The organism is Vreelandella glaciei, from assembly GCF_013415125.1.
GTDB lineage: Bacteria > Pseudomonadota > Gammaproteobacteria > Pseudomonadales > Halomonadaceae > Vreelandella > Vreelandella glaciei.
Window position 1 is genome coordinate 200,818 of sequence record NZ_JACCDE010000003.1, and the last position, 13,224, is coordinate 214,041.

Annotated in this window: 13 protein-coding genes; 12 read left to right on the forward strand and 1 reads right to left on the reverse strand. The window is 53.6% G+C overall.

All coding sequences use genetic code 11. The features are described from left to right. Positions 1-144: 144 nt before the first annotated feature. Positions 145-579 carry an acyl-CoA thioesterase gene (locus HZS80_RS03460; RefSeq protein WP_179915181.1) on the reverse strand — a complete coding sequence of 145 codons (435 nt, stop codon included), beginning with the start codon at positions 577-579 and terminating at the stop codon, positions 145-147. A 176-nt stretch (positions 580-755) separates the two neighbouring features. On the opposite strand from HZS80_RS03460, the gene HZS80_RS03465 reads away from it, so the two are divergent. The 12 genes from HZS80_RS03465 to nth all read left to right on the forward strand — a co-directional run bounded on the left by HZS80_RS03465 (position 756) and on the right by nth (position 13,213). Continuing rightward, a complete protein-coding gene (locus HZS80_RS03465) occupies positions 756-1,685 on the forward strand; it encodes a recombination-associated protein RdgC (protein WP_179915182.1) in 930 nt (309 codons plus the stop codon). Between the two features lie 119 nt (positions 1,686-1,804). Beyond that, entirely contained in the window at positions 1,805-2,986 is a 1,182-nt protein-coding gene (locus HZS80_RS03470; protein WP_035558574.1) for a 1-acyl-sn-glycerol-3-phosphate acyltransferase, read from the forward strand. 127 nt (positions 2,987-3,113) lie between these two features. Continuing rightward, complete coding sequence (locus tag HZS80_RS03475) at positions 3,114-3,395, forward strand: hypothetical protein (protein ID WP_035558576.1); 282 nt, start codon at positions 3,114-3,116, stop codon at positions 3,393-3,395. Positions 3,396-3,520: 125 nt separating this feature from the next. After that, positions 3,521-5,557 (forward strand): methionine--tRNA ligase, encoded by a 2,037-nt coding sequence (metG, locus tag HZS80_RS03480; RefSeq protein WP_179915183.1) that lies wholly within the window; start codon positions 3,521-3,523, stop codon positions 5,555-5,557. A gap of 103 nt (positions 5,558-5,660) precedes the next feature. Next, positions 5,661-7,259 carry a sensor domain-containing diguanylate cyclase gene (locus HZS80_RS03485; RefSeq protein ID WP_179915184.1) on the forward strand — a complete coding sequence of 533 codons (1,599 nt, stop codon included), beginning with the start codon at positions 5,661-5,663 and terminating at the stop codon, positions 7,257-7,259. Beyond that, entirely contained in the window at positions 7,256-7,837 is a 582-nt protein-coding gene (gene rsxA, locus HZS80_RS03490; protein ID WP_007114112.1) for an electron transport complex subunit RsxA, read from the forward strand. The genes HZS80_RS03485 and rsxA overlap by 4 nt, the downstream gene beginning before the upstream one ends. 12 nt (positions 7,838-7,849) lie before the next feature. Then, positions 7,850-8,461 carry an electron transport complex subunit RsxB gene (rsxB, locus tag HZS80_RS03495; RefSeq protein WP_035558581.1) on the forward strand — a complete coding sequence of 204 codons (612 nt, stop codon included), beginning with the start codon at positions 7,850-7,852 and terminating at the stop codon, positions 8,459-8,461. Further along, positions 8,445-10,118 carry an electron transport complex subunit RsxC gene (gene rsxC / locus HZS80_RS03500; RefSeq protein WP_179915185.1) on the forward strand — a complete coding sequence of 558 codons (1,674 nt, stop codon included), beginning with the start codon at positions 8,445-8,447 and terminating at the stop codon, positions 10,116-10,118. Before rsxB ends, rsxC begins: the two co-directional genes overlap by 17 nt. Next, on the forward strand, positions 10,115-11,155 hold the full coding sequence (locus HZS80_RS03505) for an RnfABCDGE type electron transport complex subunit D (protein ID WP_179915186.1): 1,041 nt from the start codon (positions 10,115-10,117) through the stop codon (positions 11,153-11,155). The genes rsxC and HZS80_RS03505 overlap by 4 nt, the downstream gene beginning before the upstream one ends. Then, positions 11,152-11,787, forward strand: coding sequence for an electron transport complex subunit RsxG (gene rsxG / locus HZS80_RS03510; RefSeq protein WP_179915187.1), 636 nt, complete (start codon positions 11,152-11,154; stop codon positions 11,785-11,787). The genes HZS80_RS03505 and rsxG overlap by 4 nt, the downstream gene beginning before the upstream one ends. Before the next feature lie 11 nt (positions 11,788-11,798). Then, positions 11,799-12,500 carry an electron transport complex subunit E gene (locus HZS80_RS03515; protein WP_035558762.1) on the forward strand — a complete coding sequence of 234 codons (702 nt, stop codon included), beginning with the start codon at positions 11,799-11,801 and terminating at the stop codon, positions 12,498-12,500. A 74-nt stretch (positions 12,501-12,574) separates the two neighbouring features. After that, positions 12,575-13,213 (forward strand): endonuclease III, encoded by a 639-nt coding sequence (gene nth, locus HZS80_RS03520; RefSeq protein WP_035558592.1) that lies wholly within the window; start codon positions 12,575-12,577, stop codon positions 13,211-13,213. Positions 13,214-13,224: the final 11 nt, after the last annotated feature.

The following is a 13,224-nucleotide window of genomic DNA, read 5'->3' on the forward strand; positions in this document are numbered from 1 at the left end:
ATCCTTTGCACTGCATTGGCACTGCGAGAGTTGAAAGCGCTTAAAAACACCGCCCCTAAAAACTCAATGGAGCGGCGCGCAAATACTTCGCCATCATACCACTGCAAAAGCAGCAAGGGCAGCCAGGGAGCTCACCAAAGCCGTTTAGGGGGTAAATGCCTCTTTCTCCAAGATTAACGCCGTTAACGCTTCACGCACCTCGCCCTCAATGGCAGCGGCTTTATTAGCCCGCATATCCAGCAGCACGAAGGTCAAATCTGCCTGGGCAATGACGGTACCGTCTTTGCGCACGATGCGGTGATGACAGAGGCCGCTACGCTCACCGACGTCGACGATACCCGTCATGATTTCTAAATCATCGCCATGACGCGCCGCGGCCAAATAATCAATATTCAAGTTAACCACCACAAACGCCCGACCAGCCTGGTGGAGCTCCTTGATCATCGCTGGGTGTTGATCGAAGTAATCCCAACGGCCCTCTTCCATAAACTCCAGGTAGCGAGCGTTATTCACATGCCCATAGCCATCCAAGTGATAGCCACGAACGCGTAATTGAACCCGTGACAGCGATGTACTCATAACCCCTCCTACTGTTCAGTTAAACAATGCAATTAATTGGCAAATAGTATTTAGTTGGCAAACCCTCAATCAAACACAAGTTTGAAACACGTGCAACAGAGACGATTGATGGCATCCACTGGTAGGAATGCCCCGCTTTCGCCATAATGTGCCACCTTTTGAACAGGATTGGCCTCATGTGGTTTAAGCACTTGCATTTATACCGCCTGCACGACGCGCCCGAGTTATCCAGCGATGCGCTCGCTAGCGCTTTACAAGAGCATGCCGCCAAACCACTCGGCAACGCTGATGCACGCCGCCTGGGCTGGACAGCCCCGGCTGGACGTATGGGCGGCGGGCAGTTGGTACACGAAATTCAATCACACCGTTTACTTTCCGCCCTTCGCCAAGAGCGGCTACTGCCTGCCTCGGTAGTCAAAGAAGAGGTCGACGAGCTCGTCGCCGACATCGAAGCCAGCGAAAGCCGTAAAGTTACCCGCAAAGAAAAAACCGCGTTTAAAGAGCAGGTCACTGAAAATTTGCTGCCTCGCGCCTTTGTGCGTAGCCAGAAAATCGATCTTTGGTGGGACACCAAAGGCCAGATGATCGGCATCAATGCCAGTTCGCGGACCCGTGCCGAGGATATCCTGGACTTGCTGCGTGAGTCGCTAGGCAGCTTGAAAGTCACCCCGCTGAGTTCGCAAACGTTGCCTATTCGCGCCATGACCACTTGGCTGGGCGATGTGGCTAGCCGCCCTGTCGATCTGCAGCTGGGTGATCAAGTCGAGCTCAAAGCGAAAGGCGATGACGGCGTACTTCGCGCGCGCCAAGTCGATTTAGACAGTGATGAAATCCAGCAGTTACTCGAAAGCGGCCGCCAGGCCAGCAAACTCGCTGTGAGCTTAGAAGGCCGGTTAAGCTTCGTGCTGCACGATGATTTGGCGCTGAAATCGTTGCGCTTTGGCGACGCCCTCATTGAAGAGGCGGACCATGCTGACGACGGTGACGATGCGCTCGCCCGCCTGGAAACAGACTTTATTTTAATGGCGCAGGCACTATCTACCGATATTCCGCGCTTGATAGAGTGGCTCGGTGGCGAGACGCAGCGGGAACCCGCAGCTCAATAAATAGCTCTAAAATAAATAGTTCTAAAAAGTGTTCTAGCAATAGCTCTATAAATCTTCGCTTTAACGCTCATAATCGACACTCTTCCTAATCACCAACGGTTTATCATCCAACGGTTCGCATGACTCATCACAATAACGCTACTAATACCGCTAACGAGACAGACCCGTGGGCTGACATTCGGCCCTTTATGGATCATGAAGTAGCCGATGTTCTTGCTAGGCTCTCACGGGACAACGAGTTGCTGGATGCGCTGACTCGCTTTCGGCTTCCGCGCTTGGCACGCTGGGCGCCGTCACTGGCGCGTGGCTTTGCCAGTCGCGCGGTCCGTCGTGAAGTGAAAGGAGTTACATCGGTCTACGAATTTCAAATGCGTATTGCGCATTATATGGAGCGCATGATTCGTACCACCACGGATGCCTTTGAAGTCACTGGGCTTGATAAGCTTGACCCCAAGGGCGCCTACTTATTCATTGGTAATCACCGCGATATCTCGTTGGACCCTGCTTTCGTCAACTATGCGCTCTATCAAGCGAATCGTGACACCGTGCGTATCGCCATCGGTGATAACCTGCTCAAAAAGCCCTATGTCACTGACCTAATGCGACTCAATAAAAGCTTTATTGTGCCGCGTAGTGCACGGGGCAAACGGGCAATGCTGGCAGCGTATCAACAGCTTTCGGCCTATATTCGCCACACGATTACCGAAGACCAGCACTCCATCTGGATGGCACAACGTGAAGGCCGGGCAAAGAACGGTATCGACCATACCGAGCCTGCGATCATCAAAATGCTAATCATGGCGAGACGTGCTTCAGAGCGCGACATGGTCTTTGGTGAGGCCATCGCTGAGCTAAAACTGGTGCCGGTGTCGATTAGCTATGAATATGACCCCTGCGACGTGCAAAAAGCCCAGGAGCTGTACGATATTGACACCCAAGGCAGTTACGCCAAAAGTGAGTTTGAAGATATTCGCTCCATTGTGGCTGGCATTACCGGCTCTAAGGGACGCGTGCGGCTGCATTTTGGTACGCCAGTTGGTGCTGATATGGCAACGCCAGACGAAGTGGCCGCGGAGATTGATCGTCAGGTGATTGGCGGGTACCGCCTCTTTCCCAGCCACTATTTAGCGCTTGAAGCATTGGGTGAAGCACCGGAATTAGTAGCGCGTAAAGCGATTACTAAACAAGACAGGGAGCGTTTCAATGCACGACTTGCCGATGTACCTGAGGCGTTAAGGCCATATTGGCTTGCTCAATACGCGAACCCCGTCAAGCACAAAGCCGGTCGATTGACGCTTTAAACCAGCGTTTTAATCTGCAGGTTTAATGCCGTGCAACTCATGCCCGTTGGCAGAAAAAATGCTATGGTCAACGCATTGACTGGCTTCGCTTGGCCCTGTCGTCGTTCGCGATCCTAAGGAGACTCCCATGTCCGGTTCAGAAATCCAGAAAACACGTGTCATCAATGAGCTGCGTGGCTTTATTCGCAAATTGCTTCAAGACCCCAAAATTCTTGAGCAATCCCTTGTGATCGCCAGGCAGCAACTGACCGAAGGCAACAGCCCCGCGGCCATGGCACGGATTGCTAACGAAATTTCCGATACTACCAGCGTGCATATTCCGGAAGATCCGGCTGAGCACTCTGAGGCTGATAAGCTTTTTTTAGAACTGCTGCGCGAAGTGGTTCAGGAAGAGCAGGCCTTGTATTAAATGTTGTATAAAGCATCGTATTAATCGTTGCTAAGGAAAGCCAGCGGCGAAGCCCACAGTGACTTCGCCGTGTTTTTAGTTACCGCCTGATCGGCACCCTTATTCACTCGGAATTAACCTTCACCATGTCTACTACCGCCACGCGCAATATTTTGGTGACTAGCGCGCTCCCTTACGCCAACGGAGCTATTCACCTCGGCCACCTGCTTGAATATATTCAGACGGATATCTGGGTTCGTTTCCAGAAAAGCCGTGGTCAACAGTGCTACTACGTATGTGCTGATGATGCCCATGGCACCGCCATTATGCTGCGCGCCGAGCAAGAAGGTATAACCCCCGAAGCGCTTATTGAGCGGGTTTCCAAGGATCATCAAACCGATTTTTCCCGTTTTGGTGTTGGGTTCGATAATTATCACTCGACTCATTCCACTGAAAATCGCCACTTCAGTGAAATGATTTATAAGCGCTTGCGCGATAAAGGTCATATTGCCACGCGTGATATTGAGCAGATGTTTGATCCCCAGAAAGGCTTGTTTTTAGCCGACCGCTTTATTAAAGGCACCTGCCCTAAATGCGGTTCAGAGGACCAGTACGGCGACAACTGTGAAAAGTGCGGTGCTACCTACACCCCCGCTGACTTGATTAATCCAGTCTCAGCAATTTCTGGCGCAACGCCCGAAGTACGCACCTCAACCCACTACTTCTTTAAGCTGCCCGACTTTGCCGACTTCCTACAGCGCTGGATTGACGACGGTCACGTTCAGCCGCAAATCCGTAATAAGTTGATGGAGTGGTTTGAGTCCGGCTTTAACGAGTGGGATATTTCCCGTGACGCGCCCTATTTCGGCTTTGAAATTCCTGATGCCCCCGGCAAGTACTTCTATGTATGGCTGGATGCGCCGATAGGCTATTTGGCCAGCTTCAAGAACTTGTGTGACCGCGAAGATATCGACTTCGACAGCTACTGGAAAAAAGGCTCTGACGCCGAGGTGTACCACTTTATTGGCAAAGATATCGTCTACTTCCATGCGCTCTTCTGGCCCGCCATGCTGCATGGCGCTGACTTGCGCACGCCGACAGCCGTCAACTGCCACGGCTTCCTGACGGTAGACGGCGCCAAGATGTCGAAATCCCGCGGGACGTTTATTAAAGCCGCCACCTACGCCGATCACCTCAACCCGGAATACTTGCGCTACTACTTTGCCGCAAAGCTTACCTCCAAAGTTGATGATTTGGATTTAAACCTGGAAGACTTTGCCGCACGGGTAAACTCAGATTTAGTCGGCAAAGTAGTTAACATTGCTAGCCGCTGCGCCGGTTTTGTTAAAAAAATTGGCGGTGGCACTCTCTCGGCTCACTGCGCAGAACCGCAAATGGTCGCCCGCTTTATTGCCGCCGGTGATGATATTGCCGACGACTTTGAAGCCCGCGAATTTAGCCGGGCAATGCGTAAAATTATGGAGTTGGCAGACGAGGCCAACACCTATATTGCAGATAAAGAGCCCTGGGCACTGGCCAAGCAAGATGGCCGCGACGCTGAAGTACTTGAGATATGTTCGGTCGGTATTAACCTGTTCCGGCAGTTGATGGTGTATCTAGCCCCGGTAGTGCCCGCGATGGCTGAGCAAGCCCGCGAATTTCTTAATGTCGAGTCGTTGGATTGGCACACGCGCCAAGCTGTCCTGACCGATCACTCGATCAATAAATTCAAGCCACTAATGACCCGCGTTGACCGGGATAAAATCGATGCGATGATCGAAGCGTCGAAGGAAGATCTTGTGGAAGAGCAAAAACTGAAAGAAACGCCCAAAGGCCCGCTGGCGGATGACCCCATCGCCGCTGAAATCGACTTTGCGGCGTTTGCCAAGGTTGACCTGCGCATTGCGCGTATCACCAAAGCCCAATACGTGGAAGGCGCTGATAAGCTGCTGCAACTGACCCTCGACCTGGGGGGCGAAACGCGCAATGTATTCTCAGGCATTCGCTCTGCTTACGCGCCTGAAGCACTGGAAGGTCGCTTGACGGTTATGGTTGCCAACTTGGCTCCGCGTAAAATGCGCTTTGGAATGTCTGAAGGTATGGTACTAGCCTCAGCCAATGAAGAAGGTATTTATCTGCTTTCCCCGGACACCGGTGCCGAACCGGGCCAGCGGGTAACGTAGTAGACACACAGTGTTTTAGAGGGGCAAGGGCTAACCCCCTTGCCCCTTTTGTTTTTATTTTGTTCATGTCTTACTTTATCACCGCTTAGTTCAGGCTCTCCTTATGGTTCAGCGCTTCTCACGCTCTTTACGTTTTCGTTTTCTAGCAGCCTTGGGAGGCGTTTTTCTCCTTGCCCTAATTTCCTTAGCTGCACTGAGTAAATGGGTAATATTCCCAGCACTTCACAAGGAGGAGCGTGCGGTAGTAATAAAGGAGCTAGCGCAAATTGAACGCAGCCTCAATATCAGCCAACAGGAGCTACTAGCGCAAGCGCGAGACTGGTCGATCTGGGACGATACCTATGAATTTATTCAGGGTAACTACCCTGGCTATACGGATACCAATTTTAGCCAACAGATGTTTGAAGAAATGCGCTACCAGCTAATGGCCTTTTTCAACGCGGAGGGCGATGTACATTTTCTAGCAGGTCTCAATCCTGCTACCGGCCAATACCACACTTGCTATACCGCAGAACGTGAGTGCCGCTGGATGTCGGGGCTGATTCGCACGATGCAGTCTTCTATTAAAGAAGATCCAGAACAGGGGAAAAGCAGGCTGTATGCGGGTACAACGCCGCTAATGGTAGCATCCAATCCCATTGTGAGAATTGATGAGAGCGGCCCGCCCCAAGGATGGCTATTCAAAGTGAGGCCAATGGACGATGCTTGGTTGACGATCACAGAAGACTATACAGGGCTACCAACGACGCTTTCGATGGTGGAAGGCGGTATCAATAATGACACAGCCGTCACTATCTCAGGCAATACGATCCAGGCGCAGCGCTATTTAACTACCTACCCGCATAACGAGCAGTTAGCATTGGGAACCCAGCTTAATCGCACCAGTTATTTGGCCAGTCTAGAAACGTTTCGCTACGTACTTTTATGGACAGCCTGCTTGATGCTATTAGTGATTGGCCTTGTTCTGCTGCTACTGGAGCGTATTATTCTGAAGCCACTCAGAACTCTGACCCAGTTTACTCAGCAAGCCAGCGTGGATCTAAAGGGATCAAGCAATCTATTAGGACGCGGAGATGAAATTGGCGTCCTAGCACGCGCCTTTCAAGAGCAGTTCAAGCATCAACAGCAGCTCAATGCAGAGCTTATCGAGCTATCTACCCATGACCCATTGACCGGTCTGCCCAATCGCCGATTATTCGATCAGCGCCTGCGAGAGGTCGTTAATATATCCTTGAACACAGGTCAGCCCTTGTCGGTAATGATGATAGACATTGATCATTTCAAACTGTTTAACGACCATTACGGACACCCCGAAGGCGATATATGTTTGCAACGAGTAGCGCAGACGATGCATGACGTTGCCACTGCCCATGGTTTTTTTATCGCGCGCACAGGTGGGGAGGAATTCAGTGCTATGTTGCCTGCGAACACCGCCACCCAAGCAATGGAAAAAAGCCAATCGCTTAGTGATGCTATTGACCAATTAAAGCATCCTCACCAGAGGTCGCCAGTGGCCTCGTATGTCACCGTCAGCATTGGTATTAGCCAGTTGGATATAGGAGGTGTGATGACGCCCAGCGGATTAATGACGGCCGCTGACCAGGCGCTTTACGCAGCCAAAGCTGCAGGGCGCCACTGCGCCAAGGTTTATACGCCTTCGCTCGCCAACGCCACAATTTCTTCGCACAGTGCGCCATCATGAGTGAGCTATTTATCATTTTGATCAGCACTGCGCTGGTCAATAACTTCGTACTGGTTCAATTTTTGGGTCTATGCCCATTTATGGGCGTCTCCAATAAATTGGAGTCGGCCATGGGCATGTCCCTGGCCACCACTTTTGTACTGACCCTGGCGTCAGCAGCTAGCTTCGTGGTCTATCATGGGCTGCTGGTGCCGCTGGATGTCACGTACCTGCGCACCATCAGCTTTATTGTGGTGATCGCCGCGGTGGTTCAATTTACAGAAATTATGGTTCGTCAATTAAGCCCACTACTGCATCAAGTACTGGGAATATTCTTACCGCTTATTACCACCAACTGCGCGGTATTGGGCGTAGCGCTGCTATCGCTGAACCGCGAACTGAGCTTTTTTCATACCACCCTCTATGGATTGGGCGCGGCGCTGGGGTTTTCGCTAATTTTGGTACTATTTGCTGCCATGCGTGAGCGTTTGGCAGGCGCGGATATTCCTAAACCATTTCAAGGTGCGGCGATTGCCATGGTGACCGCTAGCCTTATGTCGCTAGCGTTTCTCGGCTTTTCCGGATTAGTACAAGGGTGAAGGTAGCGCATAATGAGTGACACATTCGATGCTATCAGCATGCTTAGCGCCGTTGCGGTATTAACCGGCTTAGGCCTGGGTTTTGGTGCCCTGCTAGGCCTGGTGAGCGAACGCTTCAAGCGGGAAGATAACCCGCTGGTGGAACAAATTGATGCACTGCTGCCACAAACTCAGTGCGGTCAGTGCGGCTACCCAGGCTGCCGCCCTTATGCCGAGGCGATTAATCAAGGCGATGCACTGAATAAATGCCCGCCAGGTGGCGAAGCGACGATCCACGCCCTCGCTGATCTATTAGGCCGGGAGCCTGAGCCCCTGGACGGTGAAGCTCAAAGCGAGGCAAAAGTGGCGTTTATTCGTGAAGCGGAGTGCATCGGCTGTACCAAGTGCATTCAAGCCTGCCCAGTCGATGCGATTATTGGTGCGGCTAAGTTAATGCATACGGTGATTGAAGATGAGTGTACCGGCTGTGATCTGTGCCTTGACCCCTGCCCCGTGGATTGTATCGATATGCTGCCGCGCACGGCACCGCTCCACCAGTGGCAACCGGTTATAGCGCACTCCCCAGGTTTAATTACCAGTGACCGCCAGCCTGCCGTTGGGAGTGTTCATGTCGAACGCCTTTGATTTCCCCGGTGGGATTCACCCGCCCGAGCGCAAACAGCGATCGAATCAGGCCACGCTGATCGACGCGCCATTACCTGGCCGAGTGACGCTGCCGCTGCAACAGCACAGCGGCCAGCCCGCCACGCCCTGTGTCGCACCGGGCGATACAGTCAAAGTAGGTAGCGTCATTGCCCAACGCGAAGGCATGATTTCCAGCCATCTGCACGCCAGTATTAGCGGCACGGTGCGCGAGGTGAGCACTACCCAAATCATCATTGATAGCGATGGACAGGATGAGTGGAACCGGCTACCCAGTATCGACTGGCAACGCGCCGCCCCCAATGCGCTGTTTGAACGCTTAAACGAGAGTGGGATTGTTGGATTAGGCGGTGCTGGGTTCCCCACGCATATTAAAGCGAGAGTGGTTGAACGGCATACGATCCACACCTTGGTGATTAACGCTGCGGAGTGCGAACCCTATATCACCGCCGACGACCTCACCCTGCGCCATTACGCGAGCGACGTACTCGAAGGCGCACAGATAATCGCCAAACTGTGTGGCGCGCAACATATCGTTATTGGCATTGAAGATAACAAACCCGAGGCCATTGAAGCGCTGCGTCAGGCGATACAGAAGAGCCAGCCGATTACCGTTGAGCTCAAAGTGATTTCCACCCGCTACCCCAGCGGCGGCGAGCGCCAACTGATTAAGCGACTGCTAGACCTTAATGTTCCCAGCGGCGGCTTGCCCGCCGATGTGGGCGTGCTGTGCCATAATCCCGGCACCTTGCTGGCAATACTACATGCCGTGCGTGATGGTCAGCCGCTGGTGTCCAGGGTTGTCACGCTAACAGGCGAAGCGATTAGTCAGCCCGGTAATCGCTGGGTAAGGTTGGGCACCTCCATCAAAGAACTGCTGGAACAAGTCGGACTAGATCACACAGCATTACACCAAGTGATTCAGGGCGGCCCCATGATGGGGGCGCCGCTGCTAACACTCGATACGCCGGTTACCAAACTTACCAACTGTTTAATCGCGGCGACTATTGTCGAACTACCACCTGCGCCTGTGGAATCGCCCTGCATACGCTGTGGTGAGTGTGAAAGCGTTTGCCCTGTGTCGCTGCTACCCCAACAGTTGCACTGGTACGCCCGCGCCAACGACGATGCCAAGATGGAGCGCTATCATTTGTTCGACTGCATAGAGTGCGGCGCTTGCAGCTACGTCTGCCCCAGCCATATTCCGCTAGTCGTGGATTACCGCGAGGCTAAAAGCCGGATACGCCTGCAGCGGATTGAGACAGCAAAAGCGGAGTACGCCAAGCACCGTTTTGAGTTTCGCCAAGCGCGGCTCGCTCGGGAAGAGGCAGAAAAACAGGCACGCAAAGAAGCGCGCAAATCGCAACAACGTCGCACGCCGACCAGCGCAGTTGCCAGCAGTGAAAAGGTCGATTTACGGGGCCTAAGAATTGCCCATGCCGCTGCCAAGGCATCGGTTAAAAAAGCTGAAAAGACCCTGGCACGCGTCGCCCAGGAAGACCCCAAACAGCCGCTAGATGATTTGGAGATGCAGCTTGCCACTGCCCAAGAGAACCTGAAAGCAGCCGAATCCCAACTTGCCCAGGCGAAGGAACAGCAAGCAGCCTCTGCCCCCTCCCAAAGCGAGGAGTCTTCATGAGCATGATGCACGCGTCAGGCGTTAACGACGCCCCCTTGACGACTTTCGTGCCGCCCACAGCAAGCTTAATGCGCTGGGTGATCGTGGCGACGCTGCCGGGCATCGCCACCATGAGTTACTTTTTTGGTCTGGGCGTACTCAGCAATATATTAATAGCCGCTGTATTGGGTGTAGCGCTTGAAGCCGCGGTTCTGCGGCTCCGCAAGCGGCCCATTCGCGTTACATTGAATGACGCCAGCGCTCTACTCACTGCTATTTTGCTCGGCGTTTCGCTGCCCCCCGCTAGCCCCTGGTGGTTGATCGGCGTTGGGATGATCGCCGCCATCGTGGTGGGCAAGCAGCTATACGGTGGTTTAGGCCACAATCCTTTTAACCCGGCCATGATCGGTTATGCGCTGCTATTGGTGTCGTTTCCTACCTACATGACGCTGTGGGCGCCACCCCAAGAGCTACTCCCGGAGGGCTTGTGGGCACAAATCACTGGAACGCTACCTACGGCTCAGCTAGATGGCCTAAGTGGTGCCACACCGCTCGATGCCTTTAAACACAAAGGCGAGGCAGTGCTTGCCAGCGAATTCTGGGCAACTAACCCACTGCCCGATGGGACGCTTAATGCCTGGCGCTGGGTAGCCCTTGCTTGGTTAGCGGGTGGCATCCTTTTACTCGTAAAGCGAATTATTAGCTGGCACATCCCGGTGGCGATGCTTGGCAGCGTATTACTACTTGCCACACTGTTTTATCTCAGCGACCCCAGCCACTTTGCCTCACCGCTTTTTCACCTGCTTACCGGGGCGACGCTGTTTGGGGCGTTTTTTATCGCCACCGACCCGGTCTCCGCCGCCACCAGCCGTCGCGGCAAACTACTTTATGGAGCCGGTATCGGCGCCTTGATTATCATTATTCGCACCTTTGGCGGTTACCCGGATGCAGTGGCGTTTGCGGTGTTGCTGATGAATCTATGCGTACCGCTGTTAGACCTATACAGCGTGCCACGCCCGACGGGGCATCTAAAAAGCTCCCGGGGTGAGCAGCCATGACGCTCTTCCAAGCCATGCAGCGCGGTGCTCTCGCATTGGGCACCTTTGCTCTGGTTACTGCGGGTAGCGTTGCACTCACGCGTGCACTTACCGCCGAGCAAATAGCGACCCATCAGTTGGCTTACCAGCACCGTCAGCTACACGAAGTACTCCCCCAAACGATGGGAAATATACCCGTCACCCAGGTGATAGAAGGCACCTTTACACTGCCTAATCCCGAAGCATTGGGGTTAAAAAGCGACAGCCAAGGCTGGTGGGTAAGCGACAGCGAGAACAGTGCCGTCATTTTGCCGGTGCTCACCAGGCAAGGCTATAACGGTGAAATTCGCCTACTGATCGGCATTGACGAACAGCAGCGCATTAGCGGTGTGCGTGTCACTCAACACCAGGAAACCCCTGGGCTAGGCGACGATATTGAGCGGAGCCGCAGCGACTGGATTACGCGATTTAATGGCTTAGGGTTAGCGAGCTTGCCACCGGAAGACTGGGCGGTAGCTAAAGACGGCGGTCACTTTGATGCTTTTACTGGTGCAACGATAACGCCTCGCGCCGTGGTGAATGCCGTACATGAAGCGCTGCAATATGCCGCTGACACTCCGTTACCCATTACTTTCAAGGAGCCCGGCGCATGAGCCTCCATCCAATAAGCCAATGGCGCCAACTGGCCCGAGATGGGCTGTGGTCGAACAACCCTGCTCTGGTTCAACTGCTGGGGCTCTGCCCGCTGTTAGCCGTTAGCGGCAGTGTAGTGAATGCGCTGGGCTTGGCGCTTGCCACGCTGTTGGTCATGGTGAGCGCCAGCACAGCGATTTCAATGATTCGACACCAGGTACCCAGTGCAGTGCGCCTGCCCGCGTTCGTGATGGTGATTGCTGCTTTTGTGACCTGCGCTGAGCTACTGATGGCCGCCTACGCCTACCCGCTCTATCAAGTGCTGGGGATTTTTATTCCGCTGATTGTCACCAACTGCGCCATTTTAGGCCGCGCGGATGCCTTTGCCTCGCGCCAACCTGTCATTCCAGCGGCCATTGATGGCTTTATGATGGGGCTAGGGTTTGGCGCCGTACTGGTACTCCTGGGCGCGCTACGCGAGCTACTCGGCCAAGGCACACTATTCAGCGATATGGCGCTGCTGTTTGGGCCTCAAGCCGCCAATTGGCAGCTGACGATAGCCGACGACTACCAGTTCCTGTTTTTTGTGCTGCCGCCTGGGGCTTTTTTTGTGGCAGGCATGTTAATCGCGCTGAAAAACGTCATTGACCAACGCAGCGCTGCACGCGCCAAGCCAGTCTCCACAACGCCTCGGCCTGAGCGTCGCGTGCGGGTCACCGGCACGATTAAATAGCTGGCAAGATACTCAAACATCGACGTGTAAACAGTTGCTCATATTCATCATTCGCATTTATCAAGAGACCCGCCATGAATGCCCAAAAGCGTCATGAAATTTTTGCTCGCCTTCAGGCAGAGAACCCGCACCCCACCACTGAGCTGAACTGGAGCACCCCCTTTGAACTGCTTGCGGCAGTACTGCTCTCTGCCCAAGCCACCGATGTGGGCGTCAATAAAGCCACCGCACGGCTCTACCCGGTAGCGAATACGCCCCAAGCGATCATTGATTTGGGTATCGACGAACTTAAAGCACATATCAAAACCATCGGCCTATATAACACCAAAGCCGAAAATCTGATGAAAACCTGCCATATGCTGGTCAACCTGCACGGTGGCGAAGTACCCAACACCCGCCAAGCGTTAGAAGCCCTGCCGGGGGTCGGCCGTAAAACCGCCAATGTGATTCTCAACACGGCGTTCGGTCAGCCCACCATGGCGGTGGATACGCATATTTTCCGGGTATCCAATCGCACCGGCATCGCTAAAGGCAAAGATGTCGTTGAAGTGGAGCAGAAACTGCTACGCCATGTACCTAAGGCTTTTCTTCAAGATGCTCACCACTGGCTGATTCTGCACGGCCGCTACACCTGCATTGCCCGCAAACCCCGCTGCGGTAGCTGCATTATTGAGGATTTGTGCGACTATAAAGACAAAACTGAAATCGCCTAGACGGAGTCCTT